This is a genomic window from Burkholderia sp. WSM2232, assembly GCF_000472545.1.
Classification (GTDB): Bacteria; Pseudomonadota; Gammaproteobacteria; order Burkholderiales; family Burkholderiaceae; genus Paraburkholderia.
The window spans coordinates 18,614-41,966 of the sequence record NZ_AWZV01000011.1 but is presented as its reverse complement, the minus strand read 5'-3'; the positions used below and the strand labels follow the sequence as shown (position 1 = coordinate 41,966).

Sequence of the window (23,353 nt, the reverse complement as noted above, 5' to 3'; positions counted from 1 at the left end):
CGGCCGCACTAATGCGGGCCGTGAGCCGGACCTGGCTGTACCCGCACGCGCCCGGTTGGCCGTGCAGGCAGGCGGCGTGCGGATAACCGCCGCTGCATCAAGGTTGCCACTGAGTGAGCAGGCGATGCAATGATTCGCGGTCTTCTTCCGTATGCAGGCGCTCGCGTGCCTCGCGATCGGACAGCAACTGCGCGATTTCCGAAAGAATTTCGAGGTGCTGCTGCGTGGCCTGTTCGGGCACGAGCAGGAAGATGAGCAGCGAGACCGGCTGACCGTCGGGCGATTCGAAGGGAATGGGTTCAGCGAGACGGACAAACGCGGCGAGCGGCTGCTTGAGCCCTTTGATCCGGCCGTGCGGAATCGCGACGCCTTCGCCCAGCCCCGTGGATCCGAGGCGCTCGCGCGCAAACAGATTGTCTGTGACCGTGCTGCGGGCGATGCCGTTCTGGTTCTCGAAGATGAGGCCCGCTTGCTCGAACACGCGCTTTTTGCTGGTGACCGATAGTCCGACGACGACGTTCTCGAGGGGAAGAAATTTGGCTAAACGATTCATGTTGACAGGCGAAAACGTGGCCTGGGTTCTCCTCGCTGGGGCGTTTGATTGGCGTTCCATTCGTTTGATGCTCACGGCGACGTACGTCGGAGTCCGAAAGCACAGGACTCCGGCAGACCGCCTTGGTGCGAGCTAGACCCCGATGGTAACCGGAACATTATAGAACAGGGCGACGGCGTATGGTGCGGCGCGCCATCAATGCGCAATAGGTTCTTTCTTCAGGTTTCGCAAACGTGGATCGGCAATCAAAGCCGCAACGAAAAACCGCCCGTCAGGGCGGTTTCAGGCGAGCAGTTTGAAGCAGTGCTTCTGAATTTGCTTACTGCGGCGGCACGTCCAGTTGCGGCGCCGGTTGATACTTGATCGCTTCGTGCTGATGGCCTTGCAGGCGATCCTTGTGGCGTATCACTTGCCGGTCGAGCTTGTCGATCATCAGATCGATCGCAGCGTAGAGGTCGCTGTCACAGCTCTCGACAAAAATGTCCTTGCCCTTCAGATGCAGGTTGATTTCAACCTTTTGCCGCTTTTCCTTTTCCTTGTGGTTGTCGACCGAGAGGACCACACTGCCGTCGATGACCTGATCGAAATGTCTTAGCACCCTATCCAATTTGGAGATCACGTATTCGCGCAACGCAGGCGTAACTTCGAGGTGGTGTCCACTGATCTGCAGATTCATAGTGCTTCTCCAAGCTAGTGGCCGCTTGGTCCGCACGATGACGAAGGTCCGGTCGATCTGTCGGCTTGCCTGAGTCGCCCCCCGGTGACTGACTTCTGGCAGGTCGCATCGGCCGGCCTGTCCGCCAACTTGCGGAGCGGCCGGTAAATGCCCGCCACGGAAGGCGACGGGCTACAGAGACTTGCGCAGGTTGACTGCCGGGATTCTGAGCGCTTCGCGATATTTCGCCACGGTGCGCCGTGCGACCACGAAGCCCTGTTCCGCCAGCAGTTCGGCTATGCGGCTGTCTGAGAGAGGCGTTTTTGCGTTTTCCGCTCCTATCAGTTGCTTGATGAGCGCGCGAATGGCCGTTGAAGACGCCGCGCCGCCCGTATCCGTCGAAACATGCGAACCGAAGAAGTATTTGAACTCAAGCGTCCCGAACGGGGTGAGCATGTACTTACCGGTTGTCACACGCGAGACAGTTGACTCGTGTAGGCCCAGCGTATCAGCAATTTCCCGCAAAACCAAGGGGCGCATGGCAATTTCGCCGTGCACAAAAAAGCTCTTTTGACGCTCGACAATGGCTTGCGCGACCCGCAGGATTGTTTCAAAACGCTGCTGGATATTCTTGATCAGCCAGCGCGCCTCTTGCAGTTGCTGGCGCAACGAACCGCTGCCCGGATCGCCCCGGTTATTGCGCAGAATGTTGGCGTAAAGGTGGTTGATGCGCAGCTTCGGCACGACCTCGGGATTCAGTTCCGCCTGCCAGCCCTGGGCGGTTTTGCGCACCATGATGTCCGGCACGACGTAGTCCGCCTCGGCCTTGCCGTATGCGGCGCCCGGAAACGGCTCGAGTGAGCGGATCAGCGCGTGCGCGGCGCGCAGGTCGTCGTCGTTGGCTTTCAAATGCTTGCGCAGACGCGTGAAATCGCGCGCGGCCAGCAGTTCCAGATAATGGGCAACGATGTCGAGCGCCAACGCCCGCGTAGGCGACGGCTCGAGCCGCAACAATTGCAGCTTCAGGCATTCGGACGCGGAGCGCGCGCCGACGCCCGCGGGGTCGAAGCTGTGCAGCAGCGCGAGTGCTGCGTTCAGCTCGTCGAGATCGACTTCAAGCTCTTGCGGCAGGTCCGCAAGCACTTCTTCGAGCGTGGCGGCAAGGTAGCCGTCGTCGTCGAGGGATTCGATCAGGAACGTGACGAGCGCGCGATCGCGCTGACCGGCCTGAGTCACGCGCAATTGCGCCATCAGGTGATCGCGCAGCGAAGTACTCGATTCGTGAATTTGCAGCGGCGGCAGGTCGTCGTCGTCGGAGGCATTGCCGGAGCGGCCGTAGTCGTCGAGGTTCCACTGCGACGAGTCGCCGTTGCCGTCGCCCGCGAGGCCGTTGTACTCGTCCACGCTTTGCGGCTCGCCGCTCTCCGAGCGCTCGCTGCTGCTGGAGGACGACGAGCCGTTGCCGCCCATCTGGTCGGGCGGCGCGGCCGAGCTGGGCGCCTGCGCGATCAGCGAGCCGTCGGCAGCCACGCGCAGCGGGCTCGCGATCCAGTCGTCCTCGTTTTCAAGCAGCGGATTCTGCGAGATCGCCGTTGCCACTTCCTGCTGCAGTTCGAGCGTGGACAGCTGAAGCAGCCGGATGGACTGCTGCAGTTGCGGGGTCAACGCAAGATGCTGCGATAGGCGGAGTTGGAGGCTGGCTTTCATGGCAAGTTCAGATTCATTGTAGAGAGTTTGCCACGACCGCGATACCTTGCGAATTCGCAATTACACATGCGTCCGCTTTCGGTGGCGCCGGGGCGCGAGCCCGCCCGGCAGGAGAACGCCCAGCAGGACGCCCAGAACAACGCCGAGGATAACGACCGCAAAACGGAGGCGGCGCGTGATGCGCCGCCGTTTCCCGACTGCGCTTACATGCGGAAATGCTCGCCTAGATAGACGCGCCGCACGCTTTCGTTTTCGATGATTTCGCTCGGCGCGCCGGCCGCGAGCACGCTGCCGTCGCTGATGATGTACGCGTGATCGCAGATGCCGAGGGTTTCGCGCACGTTGTGATCGGTGATTAGCACGCCAATATTGCGCTGCTTCAGAAATTTGACGATTTTCTGGATTTCGAGCACCGCGATCGGGTCGACGCCCGCGAACGGTTCGTCGAGCAGAATGAAGCTCGGGTTGGTGGCGAGCGCCCGCGCGATTTCCACCCGGCGGCGCTCGCCGCCCGACAGCGAAAGCGCCGGATTTTCACGCAAATGCGCGATTTGCAGTTCGTCGAGCAGCGCTTCCGTACGGCTCGTGATGGCGTCTTTGGACAGGCGCTTGCCATTTTCCTCGTGCTGTAGTTGCAGCACGGCGCGAATGTTTTCCTCGACGGAAAGCTTGCGGAACACCGACGCTTCCTGCGGCAGATACGAAAGCCCGAGCGAAGCGCGCTTGTGGATGGGCAGCAGGCTGATGGACTTGCCGTCCAGGTCGATGTCGCCGGCATCGAGCGGCACGAGTCCGACGATCATATAGAACGACGTGGTCTTGCCCGCACCGTTCGGGCCGAGCAGACCCACCACTTCGCCGCTTTTCACATCGAGGGAAACGTCTTTGACGACCGTGCGCGAACCGTAGCGCTTCTTCAGATTACGTACCACCAGCGAACTGCTCGTGCCCGCCGGCTTGCGATTGGGAAGGGACGCTGAGGTGCTCACTGATTCGGCGCTCCCTGAATGGTGGTGGACGGCGCGAGCGTGGCCGACGCGCCGTTCAGCGGCGCGGCGCCGCCGTTGCGCGGCGACAGCATGGCGCGCACGCGGCCGCTGGGATTGCCCGGGCCGGCGACGTCCTTGCCTGCCTTCGCGGTATAGAAGTCTTTCTGGCCGTCATAAGTGATGACGCTGCCGTGCACCTGATCCATTACCGTCGAAAGGCCTTGCAGGCGCTTGACGGTAGCGTTCGTGGTGAGCGTGGTCAGGTCCTGTTTGCCGTCGTAGTCGATACGAACGGCCGTGCCTTCGATGTATTCGTCGAGGCCCTCGCGCTTCTGGCGGAAATACGACAGATTGGCGCCGCTCGAGGTGCCGGTCGCGTACTGATAGCCCTGCGGGTCTTGCGTGACTTCGACACGGTCGGCCTTGATCACGATCGTACCCTTGGTGGCGACCACATGGCCGGTGAAAATGTTGACCTGTTTGAGGTCGTCGTAAGTCATGTTGTCCGCTTCGATATTGAGCGGCTTGTCCTTGTCGGCGCGGTCCGCGTGCGCGAGCGGCGCGAAGCCGGCAAGCGGCAACGCGACCAGCAGCGCAGCGAGTGCGGCGCGGCACGCGGACAGGGTGCGCGAGCGGCCGGTATCAAAACGGGGGAACGATTCGTTCATGCAGTCACGCCTGGAATGGGATTACCCGGGTTGTCTGGGCGAGCTGCCGCCGGCGTCGGACGCGGCGATCGCGCCTTTCACATTGCCGAAGAGCCGCATGACCCGGGTGACGTTGTTGTAATTCATGCCGCTGGCTGTCATCACGGACATGCCGCGCTGAAGTTTAACCGGCTTTTCCGTCTCGATCACATCGTCGTTCACGAGCACGCGGAAATGCTCGGAATCGGCCTGCATCTGCGGGTCGCCGTTGCCCGCGGAGCGCAGGATGCGGGCGTTGCCGTACAGGTCGACGATGGACGCGTCGCCGTTCACCTTGCCGGTGTCGCCGGTCGCCGTGACTACCGGCTTGCCTGGCTGGAACGCGCGCATGGCGGGTTTCACGAGGTCGCTGAGTTCGTCGTCTTCGTAATGAATCAGCGACTGCGCGGTCAGGCGGTACTGCGTCGAGCCCGACTGATCGAGTTCGGAAACCGAGAAGTTGTCGGCAAAGTAGTCCGGCGTGTGCTCTTTGGCACGCACCACGCCTTCGTTTTGCCGCGGCAGCGTGGCTTGCAGCAGCCACCACGTGACGCCCGCGAGAGCGGCCATTGCGACAAGCGGAATCAGCGAGGTGAGGCGAAACTGGTTATTCATCCGACGAGGCCCCGCTGTTCGCCGCTACAGGCGGCCGCGAGCAGCGCCTCGTACTTGTGCTGGGCGCGCAGCAGGGTGTCGCACAGTTCCCGCGCTGCGCCGTGGCCGCCGCGCGCCTCGCTGACCCAGTGAGCGCGCGCGATCACTTCAGGATGCGAATTGGCCGGAGCGGCCGCAAAGCCCACCTTCAGCATCACGCCGAGGTCGACCCAGTCGTCGCCCATATAGCCGCATTGTTCGGCGCTCATGCCGGTGGCTTTGAGCAGATCCGCGAACGCTTGCGGCTTGTTTTCGATGCCCTGATACACATGCGTGATGTGCATTTCCTTCGCGCGAGCCGCGACGATGCCCGATTTGCGGCCGGTGATGATGGCGGTTTCAATGCCGGCCTGGCGCAACAGCTTCATGCCGTGGCCGTCCATTGAATTGAAGCCTTTCATCGTGTCGCCTTCCGCCGTGAAGAGCAGGCCGCCGTCGGTCAGCACGCCGTCGACGTCGAAAATCATCAGCTTCACGCGGCTTGCGCGTTCGGTAGCGGTAGGGGGCGCGACGGCCATCAGATCACCTTCTTCGAAAACAGGTCGTGCATGTTGAGCGCGCCGATCAGCTTGCCCGCTTCGTCGACGACCAGCATCTGATTGATACGGTGGCGCTCCATCAGTTCCACGGCTTCGACCGCGAGATGATCCGGACCAATGGTGCGCGGGTCGGCGGTCATGACGGCGGCGATGGGCAGCGCGCGGAAATCGCCATCGCGCTCCAGCACGCGGCGCAAGTCGCCGTCGGTGAAAATGCCTTTCACGCGCTCTTCGCTATCGACAATCGCGGTCATGCCCATGCGCTTGGCCGTCAACTGGAAGAGCGCATCGCGCACGGTGGCCTCAGGCATGACCTTTGGCACCTGGTCGCCAGTGCGCATGACGTCGCTGACATAGGTGAGCAGACGCCGGCCGAGCGCCCCGCCCGGATGCGAGCGCGCGAAATCGTCGCGGCCAAAACCGCGCGCGTCGAGCACCGCGACCGCGAGCGCGTCGCCGAGCGCAAGTGCCGCAGTGGTGCTCGCGGTGGGCGCAAGATTCATCGGACAGGCTTCTTTGGCGACGCCTGAATTCAGATGTACGTCCGCAAGTTTGGCGAGACTCGACGACGGGCGTCCGGTCATTGCAATCAGCTTCGCGCCAAGCCGTTTGATGAGCGGCAGGATGGCCACGAGTTCCTCGGTTTCGCCGGAATTGGACAGCGCGAGGAAGACGTCGTCGGCGGTCACCATGCCGAGGTCGCCGTGGCTTGCTTCTGCGGGATGCACGAAGAACGCCGGTGTGCCCGTGCTCGCGAGCGTGGCCGCGAGCTTGCGCGCCACATGCCCCGATTTGCCGATGCCGGAGACGACCACGCGCCCACGGCAACCCAGGATGAAGTCAACCGCCCCGACGAAGGCGCCGTCGAGCTGGTCGCGAAGCGCGCGCACGGCGTCCGCTTCGATGTCGAGCACGTCGCGAGCGAGCGCAAGTGCCCGGTCGCCATTGATTTTCGCTATCATTCGCGAAGTATAGCAAAGGCGCCTGTTCGCCGCGCCGGGCCTGCTGTGCATCGCGGCTGCCTTCATCGCCTTCTTAATCGCCCCCCTGTAACGGCCCCTCAACCTTGTCGCACGGCCTCTTGCGTGCACGGTTCCGCTGACGAACGAGGACGCTTCACCCATGCGTTTTTGCCGATGATTTCCCCGCTGGAAATGACGCTCTTCCTGCTGCTGGCATCAGTAGCGGGCGTGGTGATTTTTCGCTTTCTGAATCTTCCGCCGATGCTCGGCTATCTGAGCGTCGGCATTGTTGTCGGCCCGAATGCGCTCGGGCTCGTGCCCGATTCCGTCGGCGCGCAGAACCTCGCGGAATTCGGCGTCGTGTTTCTGATGTTTTCCATCGGCCTGGAGTTTTCGCTCGCGAAGCTACGCTCCATGCGCCGCCTCGTGTTCGGCATGGGCCTCCTGCAAGTGCTCGGCACGATAGTGGTCGCGGTGTCGCTTGGCTTCATGTTCGAGCGCTGGGTGCACATCAAGTGGCAGGCGAGCATTGCGCTTGGCGGCGCGCTGGCCATGTCGTCCACGGCGATTGTGAGCAAGATGCTCGCGGAGCGCCTCGAGATCGAGACCGAGCACGGCCGCAATATCTTCGGCGTGCTGCTGTTCCAGGACCTCGCAGTGGTGCCGCTTCTGATCATCATTTCGGCGCTGGGCGGTGATTCGAAGGACCTCGTGAGCTCGCTCGGCGTCGCGGCCATCAAGATCGTCGTCGCGTTGTCGCTGCTGCTGATCGTCGGGCAGCGTTTCATGACGCGCTGGTTCAACGTGGTCGCGCGGCGCCGTTCGCAGGAACTGTTCATTCTCAATCTGCTACTCGTCACGCTCGGCGCAGCGTTCATTACGGACAAGTTCGGTCTTTCGCTCGCACTGGGCGCGTTCATCGCCGGCATGCTGATCGCGGAAACGCCGTATCGCCATCAGGTGGAAGAAGACATCAAGCCGTTTCGCGACGTGCTGCTCGGCCTCTTCTTCATCACCACCGGCATGTTGCTGAACCCGCTCGTGATCTGGCAGCATCCGTTCGTCGTGCTTGGCTTCCTGATCGGGCCGACCTTGCTGAAAGTGGTCATGATCACCGGGCTGTCGCGTCTGTTCGGCGCGTCGCCGGGCGTCGCGATGCGCACCGGCATTGGCCTTGCACAAGCCGGCGAGTTCGGTTTCGTGCTCCTGAATCTGATTCTCGACAAACATCTCGTCGATGCCACGCTGTTGCAGGCGATTCTCGCGGCGATGCTGCTGTCGATGCTCGCCGCGCCGTTCCTGATCCAGAACGCCGACCGCATCGTGCTGCGCCTGTCGTCGACAGAATGGATGATGCAGTCCCTGCAGATGACGCGCATCGCCACCCAGAGCCTGAAGCAAAGCGGCCACGTGATCATTTGCGGCTATGGCCGCTCGGGTCAGAACCTTGCCCGCATGCTGGAGCACGAAGGTCTGTCGTATGTCGCGCTCGACCTCGACCCGGACCGTGTACAGGCGGCGGCTGCTGCGGGCGAATCCGTGGTGTTCGGCGACGCGGGGCGGCGCGAGTCGCTGCTCGCAGCCGGCATTCACCGCGCCGCGGCGATCGCCATCACCTATGCGAATACGCCGTCGGCGCTGCGCGTGTTGCACAACATTCACGAACTCGAGCCTACTTTGCCGGTCATCGTTCGTACCGTCGACGACGCGGATCTCGAGAAACTGCTCGCCGCGGGCGCGACCGAGGTGATTCCGGAGATCGTCGAAGGCAGCCTGATGCTCGCGTCGCACACGCTCGTGGTAATGGGCGTGCCGATGCGGCGCGTGGTGCGCCGGGTGGAGGAAATGCGCGACGAACGCTATGCGCTGCTGCGCGGCTATTTCCACGGCGCGGACGACATGGACGACGACGACGGCCACGAACAGGTGCGGCTACAATCGGTTCCGGTCGACGAGAGTGCCGACGCGGTCGGCCGCACGCTCGCGGATCTGGGCCTTTACGAACTCGGCGTGGAAGTGACGGCGATTCGCCGGCACGGCATTCGCGGCGTGGAGCCGGACCCGTCGACCAAGCTGCGCGCGAGCGACATTGTCGTGCTGCGCGGCTTGCCGGAGCAACTGGCGCAAGCCGAGGAGCGCCTCTCGAAACATCGTCGCGCGGGTGCCGCCGCGGCCTAGCCAAAGTGCGGCCCGATTCGTCCGGCGCCGCTGATTCAGCTTTTCATGGGACCTCGCGGGGTCCATCCGGAGACATCATGTCAAACGCGCTGGCGAGCGCGCCGCTCGACGCGGCCGACTACATCAAGAGTCACATTCGCACCGTTCCCGACTGGCCGCAGCCGGGCGTGCAGTTTCGCGACATCACGCCGTTGTTGCGCGAGCCGAAGTCGCTGCGCGTGCTGATCGACCTGTTCGTGCAGCGGTATATCGACGCGAAGCTCGACTATGTTGCCGGACTCGACGCGCGCGGCTTCATCATCGGGCCGATTCTCGCGTATGAACTGAACCTCGGTTTCATTCCGATCCGCAAGCAGGGCAAACTGCCGTACAAGCGCGCGTCGCAGTCGTATGAACTCGAGTACGGCACGGCCACCGTCGAGATTCACGAGGACGCGTGCGAGCCGGGCGACCGCGTGGTGATCATGGACGACCTGATCGCGACCGGCGGCACGATGATGGCCGGCAAGATTTTGCTGGAGCGGCTCGGCGCGGTCGTCGTGGAAGGCGCGGCGATTATCGACCTGCCCGAACTCGGCGGTTCCAAGCTGCTCGCGGGCGGCGGTTTGCCGCTGTACACGGTGACGAGTTTCGCGGGCCACTGAGCGCATGACGTTGCGGCCCATGCAGTGGTGGCCAATCCGCTTGGGTTCGCTTGGGGTTCGCTTCGGGTCCACCGTGGCGTGCAGAGCTTCTGGCATAAAGAAAGGTAGATAGCAATCGTGCCCAACTTCGCGTTGTTTCTCGCTACATCAATTGCCATCACGATGGCGCCCGGTCCGGACAATCTACAGGTGCTGGCGCGCGGCATCTCGCAGGGCCGCGCCGCGGGCCTCGTCGCGGCGCTTGGCTTCGCGGCGGGCATCACGTTTCACACGACACTCGCTGCGCTCGGCGTGGCCGCGCTGCTGCGCTCCTCGCCGCTTGCGTTTCACGGCATCAAGCTGGCCGGCGCCGCCTATCTGGTCTGGATCGGCATCAAGGCGCTGCGCAGCGAGGGGCTCGCGACCGCTCACGAACGCGCGCCCCAACCATTGCTCAGCGTGTTTCGCCAGAGCGTTCTTGGCAATCTGCTCAATCCGAAGGTGACGCTGTTCTTCGTCGTGTTTCTGCCGCAATTCGTGCAGACCGATGGCGCACAAAGCGTCACGGTGCAGATGCTCGAGCTCGGTGCGCTCTTCATGTTGCAGACGCTGGTGGTGTTCTCGCTGTTCGGCGTCTGTGCGGGAATGATCGGCGCATGGTTGAGGCGTCGTCCGCGCGTGGGCGTGTGGCTTGACCGTCTCGCCGGCGCCACTTTCATCGCGCTTGGCATTCGTGTCGCGTTGCGCGATTGAACGGCGAATGGTTGTCCGTGCGCTGAGTGCCGCGCGTTTGCCGAAAGTCTGGAGTATTGAATGAGTTTGCCTTGCCTCACTGCCGCGCGCCGCTTCGATGTTCGCGCGCATCTGCCGTTCCGGATCGACGCCGAACAGGTCGGCTGGATCCGCTCGGACGACGTGCATCTGCTCGCGCGCTGGCCAGACGTGTTCGAAATCGACGGCACGCGCGTCACACTCGCGCCGGCCTTCAATACCGTCGATCTTCGCAGCGCGGCGCTCGCTTCGGTGATCGGCGCGCTCGCGGCCGAGGGGCGCATTCCCGGCTGGCGTAACGAGACCTACGCGATCCGCAACGCCTTCGACGCGCGGCCGCTCGCGTACATCGAGCGCGCGGCGTCGCGCTTCTTCGGCACGATGACCTACGCGGTGCATCTGAACGGCGTCGTAGAATATACAAACGGGGGCGCGCCCTCCGGCGGAGCGCCGCGCTTATGGATCGCGCGCCGCAGCGAAACCAAGGCGACCGATCCGGGCATGCTCGACAATGTGGTGGCGGGCGGGATCGGCTGGGGCTTCAGCGTGGAGACGACGATCGTCAAGGAGTGCTGGGAAGAAGCCGGCATTCCCGAAGAGATCGCCGTGCGCGCCGTCGCGGGCCGCACCGCGCATGTGCTGCAATCGTTGCCGGAGGGCACGCAGGCCGAGCAGATTTTCATTTACGACCTGGTGTTGCCGGCCGACTTCGTGCCGCGCAATCAGGACGGCGAAGTGGGCGAGCATCGCCTTGCGCGCATCGACGAAGTGGCGCGCTGGATCGAAGAAGGGGCGATGACTGTGGACGCGAGTCTCGCTACGCTCGACTGCCTGCTGCGCCGCCGCTGGATAGACGAAGAAGCGTGCGCGGGCATAGAAACCCTGTTCGCGCCGCCGCTGCAGACGGTACGCGCGCCGTAACGCCGAAGCCACGCACCATCCAGCAACACGAACAAACCACGCATTGAAGAAGGGAGTCACTCAGGTCATGTCGACCGATCACAGCTTTATTCTCAAACTGTCGTGCGCCGACCGGCCCGGCATTGTCCACGCCGTGTCGGGCTTTCTGTTCGAGCGCGGCAGCAATATTCTCGACTCTGCGCAGTTCGGCGACAGCCGCACCGGCGAATTCTTCATGCGCGTGCATTTCCAGCAGGTGGGCGGCGATCCGGGGCTCGAGGCGCTGCGCGCGTCCTTCGCGACGCTCGCCGAGCAGTTCGCCATGAGCTGGGAGTTGCACGATGCATCCGTGAAGCCGCGCGTCGTGATCATGGTCTCGAAGATCGGCCATTGTCTGAATGACCTGCTGTTTCGCTACCGCACGGGTCAGCTGAACATCGAGATTCCGGCGATCATCTCGAACCACAAGGAGTTCTATCAGCTCGCGGCGAGCTACGACATTCCGTTCCATCATTTTCCGCTGCTGGGCGGCACGCCGGAGGCGAAGGCCGCGCAGGAAGCGCGCGTGCTGGAAGTGATCGACGAACACCAGGCCGACCTCGTCGTGCTCGCGCGCTATATGCAGATTCTGTCGCCGAAGCTGTGCGAAGCGCTTGCAGGCCGCGCAATCAATATTCACCACTCGTTCCTGCCGAGCTTCAAGGGCGCGAAGCCGTATTACCAGGCGTTCGACCGCGGCGTGAAGCTGATTGGCGCAACGGCGCACTATGTGACGACCGATCTGGACGAAGGTCCGATCATCGAGCAGGAAGTGGAGCGGGTGGACCACAGCATGACGCCGGAGCAGTTGACGGCAATTGGCCGCGACGTCGAGTGTGTAACGCTCGCGCGTGCGGTGAAGTGGCACGTCGAGCATCGCGTGGTACTGAACGGCAGCAAGACGGTGGTGTTCCGCTAGAAGCCGACGGTGGTTTTTGCGGTGGTTGCGCGGCGGCGCTGCCGCCGCGCATGTTCATTCAGCCGCGATCTTTCCTGCTGCCGCCGCGTTGACTCATTCCGCGCGATCTCGCCCGCTGCCGACGCGTTAGCTCGTTCCGCGCGTTTTCTCCCGCTACCGCCGCTTTAGTTCATCCCGACGTAGCTCTCCCGTTGCCGCCGTATTGGCTCATTCCGCCGCTATCTCTTCCCGTGGCCGCGCCGGCGTTCTGCCGGGCTCGCGAGTCACCGGCGCCTTCTGCGCTTCGTCTGGCTTGTGCGCCGCTCGGCGCCGCGCATTCAACTTCTTCAGCCAGATCAGCAGGCCCGTCGCGCTCAGCACGGCGACTGCAATGCCTACCGCGCTGATCAGGATTCGCCCACCGATACCGAGGATGCGTCCAGAGTGCAGCGGATACTGAACCTGCATGAAGATGTCGCCGGCCGTGCCCTTGCCTGGAATCTGCCTGCCGAGGAGTTTGCCGGTGGCCGTGTCCCAGTACATCCACGGGTTGCCCAGGCCCATGTCGCCGTGGTCGTTGCCAGTCTGGAAGAAGCCGACGCCATACGCATGCACGAACTCCGCGTAATAGATACCGCCCGGCGGCGCGGCGATGTGCTGCGCCTTGCCCGCTTCTTCGGCGATCTGCAGGATGCGCTCGCGACTGAGCACACCGTCGCCCGGTTGCGGTGCACGGGCGATTTCCGGGTTGTTGATCGGGTCCGGCGTGAGCGTTGAAAACATCGAGACGATGGGACGCACGACCGGTGCGGCTAGGTTCATCGACACCGAGGTCAGCGCCACCATCAGCAGCAGGCCCCAGATCCATACGCCGCCGGAGCGGTGCAGGTCGAAGGTGAGCGCATAGCCGCCGCGCCCGAAGCGGAACGCAAACGACTTGCGCCACGACTTCACGCTCGGAAACGACAGCCACAACGCAATCACGCTGTCGAACAGCCAGATGATGCCGACCACGCCCATCAGCCACACGCCCAGGTCGACGCCGCCCGTAAAAGGCAAATGCAGCGTGTAGTGCAGCTTGTAGACGAACGGGAGAAGGTTGATTCGCGAAAGGGAGAAGGCGCCCCATTCGCGGCGTCCTTGCACCTCGCCAGTGGCCGGGTCGACCGCGATCTGATTGAAGTCGAGTTTGTAGGGTTCGCGCGTCGCCGGATTCGTGCGCGGCAGCACCATCATCTGAAGCGTGTGGCCCGGCTCCGCGGCGAGCGGCAAGTAGGTTACTTGCACACGCGGATCGGCGGCTTCGACTCGCCGTGCCAGTTCCAGCCCCGACAACGCCGGCCCTGCCGTGCGCGCTTTGAAGAATGACGGGTTGAGCGCGGCGTCGAGTTCGTGATCCCACGCGATGATCGCGCCGGTGAGCCCAGCGACGAACAGGAACAACGCCGTGGCCACGCCGAGCCAGCGATGCAGGCGAACGAGCTGACCCCTCATGAGCGGGCCGGCAGGAGGAAACGGGACTTCGGACGATGTATCACTGCGAGCGGTCTAATGGAAATAGGAATTGTTCGCATCTTATGCGAAGCGCGTTGCAAGCAGCAAGTTCTTCGAAAGCTTTGCGCGACACACCAGCGGCCGAGTGCCGCGGCCTTTCAAGCCTCACCGTTCCGGGCACATGCGCCGGACGACCACGGACGATGCGACAAAATGTCGCATAGCGAAGCTTACAATTCGCATAGTTTTTTGGCATCATCGCGTCCCGTAGAAATGGGAATGATTCTCATTTGGTAGGTGAATCAGCGAGATGAAACAACAATGAACAAGCACAGCGGGGTAACGCATCCGCGTAAAACACGCAGGATCCACCGATTGAACTGGGCGGCGTGTCTCGCGCTGACCGCCACTCAGGCCGCGTTGGCGCAGCAGGTGCCGGCGGCGCCGGCCGCGGCCTCGACCCCGGCGGACGGCGACGACAAGGCGCTGCCCACAGTGAAGGTCACCGCCGCGCAGGACACGGCGCAGCATCTGAAAGAGGACGTCGGTAGCGGCGCACTTGGCAGCCGCTCGCAACTCGATACGCCGTTCTCGACCACAGTCGTGACGAGCGAGGAGTTGCAGGATCGCCAGCCGTCCAAACTCGGCGACGTGTTCGCCACCGACGCCTCGGTGTCCGACAACGGCAACGCATACAACGCGTGGGCCACGTATCTCACCGTGCGCGGCATGCAGCTCGACTGGCAGTCGGGCTTCAAGATCGACGGCATGCCGTTCAACAGCTACGGCGTGACGATGCCCTACGAGCAGCTCGAAAAAGTGGAGTTGCTCAAGGGGCTGACTGGCTTCATGTACGGCTTCGGCGCGCCCGGCGGCGTGGTCAACTACGTCACGAAAAAGCCGCCGGTGTCGACAACCCCTGTGCGCAGTGTCGATGTCGGCTATTACACGGACGGCGTATGGACCGAGCACGCGGACCTCGGTGGCCGCGTTGGGCCCAATGGCATGTTCGGCTACCGTCTGAATGCGACGCATGAGGAAGGCAAGACGTATAACGACGGCAACGTGCGGCGCGATTCGGTATCGGTCGCGCTCGACGCGCGCCTCACGCGCGACCTGAAAGCGACGTTCGGTGCGTTGTACCAGGAGCGCCACTCCACCGGCATTACCGGCGCGATTTCGACGGCCCAATACACCGGCACCAGCCTGCCGCATACCCTGAGCGGCGGAACGGGCGACCTTTCCGGCCCGGACCAGCACCTGAACACGAACCTCCAGTTGTACACGGCGGGGCTTCAGTACAACCTCGGCGAGGACTGGACGCTCAACGCCAGCTACAGCTACAGCAAGAGCTCGCGCGATCGCAACGAGAGCACCTATTACCTGCTGAACGGCGCGGGCGATTACACCGACAGCCGTTTTGCCGGCAAGGAAGGGCATCAACTGAGCTTGTGGCAGGTGTCGGCGGAAGGGCACGTAAAGACCGGGCCGCTGGTGCACCAACTCGTGCTGGGCGCGGCCTATCAGCGCCAGACCAACGACTACGGGGCGAACAGCTTCTTCGGCCAGATCGGCACGGGCAACATCTACCAGCCCAACACCAATACGTTCTACAGCGCGTCGAACTACTACACGTACCGCGACAGCGACATCACGCAAAAGGCGCTGTTCGCGAGCGATACGATCCAGTTGACCCAGCGCTGGTCGGTGCTCGGCGGCGTGCGCTACACGAACTACGAGCAGCACGGCTACTCGACCACGGGCGCAACCTCGTCGACGTATAGCCAGAACGGCGTGGTCACGCCGACCGTCGCAGTCATGTTCAAGCTCGCGCCGACCACGACCTTGTACACGAGCTACGTGGAGTCGCTGGAGGCTGGCACGGTGGTCGGCGACACGTATGCGAATCGCGGCGAACTGCTCAAGCCGTTGCGCAGCAAGCAGTACGAAGTGGGCATCAAGACCGAACATTCCCGCTGGAGCGCGACGGCCGCGCTGTTCCGGATCGAGCGCGGCGCGGCATATGCCAACAGTGCGAACGTCTATACGCAGGACGGCGAGTCGATATTCCAGGGTATCGAAATGGGCGGCGACGTGCGTCTCGGCAGCCACTGGAACGTGGGCGGCGACCTCATGTGGATCAATACAAAGTACGAACGAGGCGCGGCCAATAACGGCAATCGCGTGGCGGGTGCGCCGCAGTTCGTGGTGGCCGGTCATGCGACTTACTCGGTGCCGTACGTGCCGGGGCTGCGCATTGGCGCGGACGCCAAGTTCACCGGCAATACCAACGTGCGGCCTTCTGCGAACCTGAACGCGCCGGGCTATATGCTGGTGAATCTGGGCGCGAGCTACGCGACTCGCATCGCCGGCTACGACGTGACCTTCCGCGCTGCGATCGACAACCTGCTCAACCGCCGTTACTGGGAATACCAGTACGCGGACTACGTGACGCCGGGCGATCCGCGCACCCTGTCGCTGAACGCTCGCATCGACTTCTGAGCGAAAAAAAACGGCACTGCGGTGCCGTTTTTTTTGCCGGGCAAGCCTGCGTCTATCGCAGGCTCAGACCAGCCGAAGGTAAATCAGCTCGCGTTTGATATACGCATAGAAGATGGGCGCGGCGACCACGCCAGGCAAACCGAATGCGGCTTCCATAACGAGCATGGCCACGAGCAACTCCCACGCGCGCGCCTCGATCTGCCCGCCCACAATGCGCGCATTGAGGAAATACTCAAGCTTGTGAATCAGAATCAGGAACGCGAGCGACATGACCGCGGCCGGAAAGCTCACCGATAGCGCCACCGCCACGATAATTGTGTTCGAAATCAGATTGCCGATGACCGGCAGCAAGCCGACGATGAACGTGACCAGCACCAGCGTTTTGGACAGTGGCAACTGGTCGTGAAAGATCGGCAGCACGACAAGCAGGAAAATGCCGGTAAACACTGCGTTGATCGCGGAAATTTTCACCTGCGCGAACACGATGCGGCGGAACGCGTCGGCGAACCGGGTCACGCGCGTGACGAACGCAGTGGAGAGCGGCAGCCGCTGCATCTGCTTTTGCGCGCTGACGGCGATAATCGCGCCGATGATCATGCCGATCAGAATATGCGTGAACGCGCGCGCCGCCGTCTTGCCGCTTTGCTGAAGCATGTTCGCATGCGTCTGCATCAGTTCGGCGGCCTTGGTTTTCATCTGCTCGGTGTCCACCGGCAGCGTGCTCGCGATGAACTGCGGAATCCGGCCACGCGCCTGGTCGATCAGCTGCATGGCCTGGTCGAGCAGCTTCTGCACGCTCGGCACGTCGTTCTCGAAGTGCTCGATAATGCCGAGCGTGAGACCCGTGAGGGAGCCTACGATCACCGTGGCGAGAAACACCACCGCCAGCCAGCGTGCCCGCCCGCTTGACATATGGCGCTCGATGCGCGGCGCGATGGTATGCACGAGCTGGAACACCAGCAGCCCGGCGAGCAGCGCGCCCAGCAACCGCAGCTGGATCACCGCCCACATGCCGAACAGCATCAGCACATAACTGCCGATCTCGACCGCCGACAGTTTCGGCAGGCTCATGTTGCTGGTCAGCCTGACCGGGCGTGGGCGCAAGTCCTGCACTTGCCCGTTTTCGCTCGCCTGATTCCGCTTGGCCATGGCTTATCCGTCTCCAACCCGTGTTATGCAGCGTTACTTTTTGCTGGCCGCGCGTTTCAGCAGAGGCGCCAGGTATCTACCGGTAAAACTTGCTTTGGACTTCGCGATCTGCTCCGGCGTGCCTTGGGCGATGATCTGGCCGCCGCCCGCGCCGCCCTCCGGACCCATGTCGATGACCCAGTCGGCAGTTTTGATTACATCGAGATTATGCTCGATGATCACGACGGTATTACCCTGGTCGCGTAACCGATGAATAACTTCGAGCAGCAGCGCAATGTCATGAAAGTGCAACCCGGTGGTGGGCTCGTCGAGAATGTATAGCGTGCGACCCGTATCGCGCTTGCTCAGTTCCAAAGATAGTTTGACGCGCTGCGCCTCGCCGCCCGACAGGGTGGTCGCCGACTGGCCGAGCCGGATATAGCCGAGGCCGACGTCGAGCAAGGTTTTCAGCTTGCGCGCGACGACCGGCACCGGCTTGAAGAACTCGTACGCGTGCTCGACCGTCATGTCGAGCACCTCGCTGATGTTCTTGCCTTTGTATTGCACGTCCAGTGTTTCGCGGTTGTAGCGCTTGCCGTGGCAGACGTCGCACGGCACGTACACATCGGGCAGAAAGTGCATCTCGACCTTCAGCACGCCGTCGCCCTGGCAGGACTCGCAGCGTCCGCCCTTCACGTTGAACGAGAAACGCCCTGGATCGTAACCGCGCTCCTTGGCGGCGGGCACGCCCGCGAACAGCTCGCGGATCGGCGTGAAGAGCCCCGTGTAGGTGGCGGGATTGGAGCGCGGCGTGCGGCCAATCGGCGACTGGTCGACGTTGATGACCTTGTCAAAATGCTCGAGCCCCTCGATCGACTCGTACGGCGCCGGCTCCGTGGACGACCCGTAAAGATGATGCGCGACCGCCTGGTAAAGCGTGTCGTTGATGAGCGTGGACTTGCCCGAACCGGACACGCCGGTCACGCAGGTGAGCAGGCCAACCGGCAGATCGAGCGTGACATGGCGCAGATTGTTGCCGTGCGCCTCGACGATGCGCAGCCGCCGCTCGTCCGGGTCCCTGCGCTCGTCCGGATACTCGATGGTGCGCGCGCCCGACATGTACTGCCCGGTCATGGACGCCGCATTGCGTTCCACCTCTTTCGGCGTGCCCTCGGCGATCACCATGCCGCCGTGCTCGCCGGCGCCCGGACCCATGTCGACCACGTAGTCGGCCATGCGGATCATGTCTTCGTCGTGTTCGACGACGATCACCGAGTTGCCCAGGTCGCGCAGGTGCTTGAGCGTGGCGATCAGCCGGTCATTGTCGCGCTGATGCAGTCCGATGGACGGCTCATCGAGCACGTACATCACGCCGGTAAGGCCTGAGCCGATCTGCGACGCGAGGCGGATGCGCTGCGCCTCGCCGCCCGACAGCGTTTCGGCGCTGCGCTCGAGCGACAGATAATCGAGCCCGACGTTGTTCAGGAACATCAGCCGCGCGACGATTTCCTTCACCACCTTGTCGGCGATTTCGCGCTTCGAGCCTTCGAGGCGCAGTGTCTGGAAATAGCCGAGCGCGTCGCGCAACGGCCAGCCGCTGATTTCGTAGATGCCGCGCGCGTCGCCGTCCGCGCCGATGCGCACGAAGCGCGCCTCGCGGCGCAGCCGCGTGCCCGCGCAAGCCGGGCACGGTTGGTTGTTCTGGTATTTGGCGAGCTCCTCGCGCACCGCGGCCGAATCCGTCTCGCGATAACGCCGCTCCAGGTTGGGAATGATGCCTTCGAACACATGCTCGCGGACCGACGCGCGCCCGCGCTCGTTGATGTACGAGAAGGGAATCTCCTGCTTGCCCGAGCCGAACAGCAGGATCTTGCGGACTTTCTCCGGCAGGTCTTCGACAGCCGTGTCGATGTCGAAATCGTAGAAGGCCGCGAGGCTTTGCAGCATCTGGAAGTAGAACTGGTTGCGCCGGTCCCAGCCCTTCACGGCGCCCGCCGCCAACGACAGTGACGGATGCGCGACCACCCGCTTCGGATCGAAGAAGGTGATCTGGCCAAGGCCGTCGCATTCCGGGCAGGCGCCCATCGGATTGTTAAACGAGAAGAGCCGCGGCTCGAGTTCCTGCAGCGAATACGAACAGATCGGACAGGCAAACTTCGAGCTGAATAGATGCTCCTTGTCGGTGTCCATTTCAAGCGCGATGGCGCGGCCGTCCGCAAGACGCAACGCGGTTTCGAACGATTCCGCGAGACGCTGCTTCATGTCGGGCCGTACCTTCAGGCGGTCCACCACGACGTCGATGGTGTGCTTGTCGTTTTTCTTCAGCTTCGGCAGCGAGTCCACTTCATGAATCTTCGCGGCGCCTTCGTTGGCCGTGCCGCCGCCCGAGCGCACCCGGAAACGGATGAAGCCCTGCGCCTGCATTTCCTCGAACAACTCGACGTGCTCGCCCTTGCGGTCCGCGACCACGGGCGCGAGGATCATCAGTCTCGTTTCTTCCGGCAGCGCGAGCGCCGCGTCGACCATTTGCGACACGCTTTGCGCCTCCAGCGGGATCTCATGGTCCGGGCAGTAGGGCGTGCCGACGCGTGCGAACAATAGCCTCAGGTAGTCGTGAATTTCGGTGACTGTGCCCACCGTGGAGCGCGGATTGTGCGAGGTGGCCTTCTGCTCGATCGAGATGGCCGGCGAAAGGCCTTCGATCAGATCCACGTCGGGCTTTTCCATTAGCTGCAGGAATTGCCGTGCGTAAGCCGAGAGGCTTTCTACGTAGCGCCGCTGTCCTTCCGCATACAGCGTGTCGAACGCGAGCGACGATTTCCCCGAGCCGGAAAGACCGGTAATAACGACGAGCTGATGGCGTGGTAGGTCGAGATTGACGTTCTTCAGGTTGTGGGTGCGAGCCCCACGAATACGGATTTGTTCCACGGATTTATTCCATGAACTGCGGAAAGAGGAAGAGGCTAAACCTGCTACTATAACGACTTTTCAAGGCCGCCGTTACGGCTTCCTGACGGCCCGGACAGGACCTCAGGCATGCTGTAAGTCCGCGGTTCAGCGCTGCGGCAAAAGACCTAACTGGGGCCGTTTTCCGTCGGTACAAGGCGCCGCGCACGAGGCGAGGGCAATTGCTCCCGCCGCGAGGCACTAGCAACGCACGAACAGCAGCGCCGGGTTGGTGTCCGGCTGCCGGCGAGGCCTCGCCGCGTGCCGCGCGGCCTTCACGTGCAAAGCCGTCCGGTCGTGGCGTGCGCGCTGCGTCACCAGCTCATTCAAAGAACGCTTCCGATGTCCAATCCGTCCGCCACATCTTCACGCATGAGCGCGCCTGAACTGCGCGCGACCGTGTCGCTTGCCGCCATCTTCGCGCTGCGCATGCTCGGTCTTTTCATGATCATGCCGGTGTTCTCGATCTACGCGAAGACGATTCCCGGCGGCGAGAACGTATTGCTGGTCGGCATTGCGCTCGGCGCATACGGTGTCACGCAGTCGATGCTTTACATTTTTTACGGCTGGGTTTCCGACAAGGTGGGCCGCAAGCCGGTCATCGCGACGGGGCTGCTGATTTTCGCGCTCGGCAGCTTTGTTGCGGCGGGCGCGCACGACATGACATGGATTATCGTGGGCCGGGTGATCCAGGGGATGGGCGCGGTGTCCTCGGCGGTCATCGCATTCATTGCCGACCTGACCGCCGAGGAGCACCGCACCAAGGCAATGGCGATGGTCGGCGGCAGCATCGGCATTTCGTTCGCGGTTGCTATTGTCGGCGCACCGATCGTTTTTCATTGGGTCGGCATGAGCGGCCTGTTCACGCTCGTCGGCGTGTTTTCGATTCTGGCGGTGGGCGTCGTACTATGGGTCGTGCCGGATGCGCCGACGCCCGTGCACGTGCGCGCGCCGTTCGCCGAAGTGCTGCACAACGTCGAGTTGCTGCGCCTGAACTTCGGCGTGCTCGTGCTGCATGCCACTCAAACGGCGCTGTTCCTCGTCGTGCCGCGCATTCTGGAGGCCGGCGGCCTGCCGGTGGCGTCGCACTGGAAGGTATATCTGCCCGTCATGGGGCTTTCGTTCGTGATGATGGTGCCCGCTATCATCGCCGCCGAAAAGCGCGGACAGATGAAGACGGTGCTGCTTTCGGCCATTGCTCTTATCCTGTTCGGACAGTTGTTATTGGGCGTCGCTCCGCATACGATTCTGAGTGTGGCCGCCATCCTTTTTGTGTACTTTCTCGGCTTCAATATTCTCGAGGCGTCGCAGCCTTCGCTGGTGTCGAAGCTGGCACCGGGCAATCGCAAGGGAGCGGCGGCCGGCGTGTACAACACCACGCAATCCATCGGTCTGGCGCTCGGCGGCATGATCGGCGGCTGGCTGCTGAAAGTAGATGGGCAAAGCGCGGTATTTTTCACCTGCTCGGGGCTCGTCTTATGCTGGCTTATAATCGCCGCAAAGATGAAACAGCCGCCGCGCAAGGCATAAGAGGATTTTTCGCGGTGCGACCGGCGTCTCCGCATCGCGAATCGCGCTCGGGGCATATCCCGGCATCACCCAGAACTCACCCGGCGGCGGGCAGAGGCGCACTTTCAGTCTCGGGCCCTTTGGCCACGAGACGGGAACCGCGAATCGCCGTGCCGCCCGCAATGGAATCAACAGGAGAAACTCATGGCATCCGTGAACAAGGTCATTCTCGTCGGCAATCTCGGAGCCGATCCGGAAGTCCGTTATCTTCCGAGCGGCGACGCAGTGGCGAACATCCGCCTTGCCACGACGGATCGGTACAAGGACAAGGCTTCCGGCGAGATGAAGGAGGCCACCGAATGGCACCGCGTGTCGTTCTTCGGCCGCCTCGCGGAGATCGTGTCCGAATATCTGAAGAAAGGCTCGTCGGTCTATCTGGAAGGGCGCATCCGCACCCGTAAGTGGCAAGCGCAGGACGGCACGGACCGTTATTCGACGGAAATCGTTGCTGAACAGATGCAGATGCTCGGTGGCCGCGGCGGCTCGATGGGCGGCGGCGACGAAGGCGGCTACAGCCGCGGCGAGCCGTCCGAACGTAGCGGTGGCGGTGGCGGTGGCGGCGGCGGCCGCGCGATGTCGGGCGGTGGGTCGCGTGGCGGCAGTGGTGGTGGCGGCGGCGGTTCCAGCCGTCCGAGCGCGCCGGCAGGCGGCGGGTTTGATGAGATGGACGACGATATTCCGTTTTAAGCTCACGCTCGCGACATCTCCCAGAAAAACCCCGCGTATTCCGCGGGGTTTTTTCATGCCGCCCCGCGCGCGCTACCGCTCCAGATGCACCAACGCATCCCGCATCGGCGAACTGGAAATCATGATCGGCCCGGTCAGCGGCGTATCCAGATCCACGATCACGTAAATCGCGGACGCGATCGACACTGCGCCAAGCGAAATGGTCACCAGCGCCAGCGCATTGCGCGGAGCGATCAGCCCGAAGCTCAGGAAAATCACGCAGAGCCAGAACGTCAGCGTCTTGAAGAAGGGCTGCGAAATCGAGCTGTGCGCTTCCTCGATGATCTTCCAGCGCGCGTCCACCACGCGGCGAAACTGCGTCAGACCGTCGTCGAGCGCGCGCTGCTGCAGCGGGTCATGCGCGCGCAACTGTCGCAATTGCTGGCCCACGGCCGTCAGCAGTTCGCCAAGCCGCGCGTTTTCCAGCTTCTGCGAGTTGACGGTCGTGCCGATGTTTTTCGGATAGTCGCCGGCCGGAGCCGGCTCTTGCGGCCATGTCGATGCAATTGCCGCCGCCGTGTAGACGCGCAACAGTTTGCGCGCCGTGTCCGTATCGCTGCCGTACTCCCGCAACGTCATATCGAGTTCGATGATGTCGGCGGCATACGTGCGCAGATCGTTGGCCGCCGTGTCGAAGCTCGATTTTGCCGACGCCGTCATCAGACCGAGCACCAGCGCCGCGAACGTCACCAGCATGCCGATTACCAGTTGCACGAGTTGCACGGTTTCGTGCGCCTTGTGTTCTTCGGGCAACAAAGGCCGCACCCAGACGCCGAAACCCGTGGCCGCGAGCAGCAGAACGAAGACCAGTAGAGCCGAGCCAATTTCCGACAT

At 63.0% G+C, this 23,353-nt stretch carries 20 protein-coding genes; 8 read left to right on the top strand and 12 right to left on the bottom strand.

Annotated features, from left to right (window positions below; translation table 11 throughout):
• Positions 1-97 precede the first annotated feature (97 nt).
• From F757_RS0111395 to kdsD, 8 genes are all read right to left on the bottom strand, one after another.
• Positions 98-613, bottom strand: a complete 516-nt coding sequence (locus F757_RS0111395) for a PTS sugar transporter subunit IIA (protein ID WP_013337958.1) — start codon at positions 611-613, stop codon at positions 98-100.
• Positions 614-872: 259 nt separating this feature from the next.
• Entirely contained in the window at positions 873-1,229 is a 357-nt protein-coding gene (hpf, locus tag F757_RS0111390) for a ribosome hibernation-promoting factor, HPF/YfiA family (RefSeq protein WP_006048027.1), read from the bottom strand.
• Between the two features lie 171 nt (positions 1,230-1,400).
• Complete coding sequence (locus tag F757_RS0111385; protein ID WP_027211499.1) at positions 1,401-2,915, bottom strand: RNA polymerase factor sigma-54; 1,515 nt, start codon at positions 2,913-2,915, stop codon at positions 1,401-1,403.
• A 203-nt stretch (positions 2,916-3,118) separates the two neighbouring features.
• A complete protein-coding gene (gene lptB / locus F757_RS0111380; protein ID WP_013337960.1) occupies positions 3,119-3,904 on the bottom strand; it encodes an LPS export ABC transporter ATP-binding protein in 786 nt (261 codons plus the stop codon).
• Positions 3,901-4,572, bottom strand: coding sequence for a lipopolysaccharide transport periplasmic protein LptA (gene lptA / locus F757_RS0111375; protein WP_027211498.1), 672 nt, complete (start codon positions 4,570-4,572; stop codon positions 3,901-3,903). Before lptA ends, lptB begins: the two co-directional genes overlap by 4 nt.
• A 21-nt stretch (positions 4,573-4,593) precedes the next feature.
• Entirely contained in the window at positions 4,594-5,205 is a 612-nt protein-coding gene (lptC, locus tag F757_RS0111370; protein WP_027211497.1) for an LPS export ABC transporter periplasmic protein LptC, read from the bottom strand.
• A complete protein-coding gene (locus F757_RS0111365) occupies positions 5,202-5,762 on the bottom strand; it encodes a KdsC family phosphatase (protein WP_027211496.1) in 561 nt (186 codons plus the stop codon). The genes lptC and F757_RS0111365 overlap by 4 nt, the downstream gene beginning before the upstream one ends.
• Positions 5,762-6,745, bottom strand: coding sequence for an arabinose 5-phosphate isomerase KdsD (kdsD, locus tag F757_RS0111360; protein WP_027211495.1), 984 nt, complete (start codon positions 6,743-6,745; stop codon positions 5,762-5,764). Before kdsD ends, F757_RS0111365 begins: the two co-directional genes overlap by 1 nt.
• Before the next feature lie 174 nt (positions 6,746-6,919).
• Between kdsD and F757_RS0111355 the strand changes: the two genes are divergently transcribed.
• The 5 genes from F757_RS0111355 to purU all read left to right on the top strand — a co-directional run bounded on the left by F757_RS0111355 (position 6,920) and on the right by purU (position 12,175).
• Positions 6,920-8,923: a monovalent cation:proton antiporter family protein gene (locus F757_RS0111355; RefSeq protein WP_027211494.1), complete on the top strand. Its 2,004-nt coding sequence runs from the start codon at positions 6,920-6,922 to the stop codon at positions 8,921-8,923.
• A gap of 77 nt (positions 8,924-9,000) precedes the next feature.
• A complete protein-coding gene (locus tag F757_RS0111350; protein WP_027211493.1) occupies positions 9,001-9,567 on the top strand; it encodes an adenine phosphoribosyltransferase in 567 nt (188 codons plus the stop codon).
• A 117-nt stretch (positions 9,568-9,684) separates the two neighbouring features.
• On the top strand, positions 9,685-10,299 hold the full coding sequence (locus tag F757_RS0111345) for a LysE family translocator (protein ID WP_027211492.1): 615 nt from the start codon (positions 9,685-9,687) through the stop codon (positions 10,297-10,299).
• A 60-nt stretch (positions 10,300-10,359) separates the two neighbouring features.
• A complete protein-coding gene (locus F757_RS0111340) occupies positions 10,360-11,238 on the top strand; it encodes an NUDIX hydrolase (protein ID WP_027211491.1) in 879 nt (292 codons plus the stop codon).
• 67 nt (positions 11,239-11,305) lie between these two features.
• The gene (gene purU / locus F757_RS0111335; protein ID WP_027211490.1) at positions 11,306-12,175 is read left to right on the top strand and encodes a formyltetrahydrofolate deformylase; all 870 of its coding nucleotides are present in this window, start codon (positions 11,306-11,308) and stop codon (positions 12,173-12,175) included.
• A 207-nt stretch (positions 12,176-12,382) separates the two neighbouring features.
• On the opposite strand, the gene F757_RS0111330 is transcribed toward purU, so the two are convergent.
• Positions 12,383-13,648, bottom strand: a complete 1,266-nt coding sequence (locus tag F757_RS0111330; protein ID WP_027211489.1) for a PepSY-associated TM helix domain-containing protein — start codon at positions 13,646-13,648, stop codon at positions 12,383-12,385.
• Positions 13,649-13,969: 321 nt separating this feature from the next.
• Here F757_RS0111330 and F757_RS0111325 point away from each other — a divergent pair, with 321 nt between their 5' ends.
• Positions 13,970-16,150 carry a TonB-dependent siderophore receptor gene (locus F757_RS0111325; protein WP_027211488.1) on the top strand — a complete coding sequence of 727 codons (2,181 nt, stop codon included), beginning with the start codon at positions 13,970-13,972 and terminating at the stop codon, positions 16,148-16,150.
• Between the two features lie 63 nt (positions 16,151-16,213).
• On the opposite strand, the gene F757_RS0111320 is transcribed toward F757_RS0111325, so the two are convergent.
• Complete coding sequence (locus F757_RS0111320) at positions 16,214-17,299, bottom strand: AI-2E family transporter (RefSeq protein ID WP_027211487.1); 1,086 nt, start codon at positions 17,297-17,299, stop codon at positions 16,214-16,216.
• Between the two features lie 33 nt (positions 17,300-17,332).
• Positions 17,333-20,206 (bottom strand): excinuclease ABC subunit UvrA, encoded by a 2,874-nt coding sequence (gene uvrA, locus F757_RS0111315; protein ID WP_027211486.1) that lies wholly within the window; start codon positions 20,204-20,206, stop codon positions 17,333-17,335.
• Between the two features lie 360 nt (positions 20,207-20,566).
• On the opposite strand from uvrA, the gene F757_RS0111310 reads away from it, so the two are divergent.
• Positions 20,567-21,754, top strand: coding sequence for an MFS transporter (locus F757_RS0111310; protein ID WP_156923599.1), 1,188 nt, complete (start codon positions 20,567-20,569; stop codon positions 21,752-21,754).
• 183 nt (positions 21,755-21,937) lie between these two features.
• On the top strand, positions 21,938-22,480 hold the full coding sequence (locus F757_RS0111305) for a single-stranded DNA-binding protein (protein WP_027211484.1): 543 nt from the start codon (positions 21,938-21,940) through the stop codon (positions 22,478-22,480).
• Positions 22,481-22,552: 72 nt separating this feature from the next.
• On the opposite strand, the gene F757_RS0111300 is transcribed toward F757_RS0111305, so the two are convergent.
• Positions 22,553-23,353 (bottom strand): bestrophin-like domain, encoded by an 801-nt coding sequence (locus tag F757_RS0111300; protein WP_027211483.1) that lies wholly within the window; start codon positions 23,351-23,353, stop codon positions 22,553-22,555.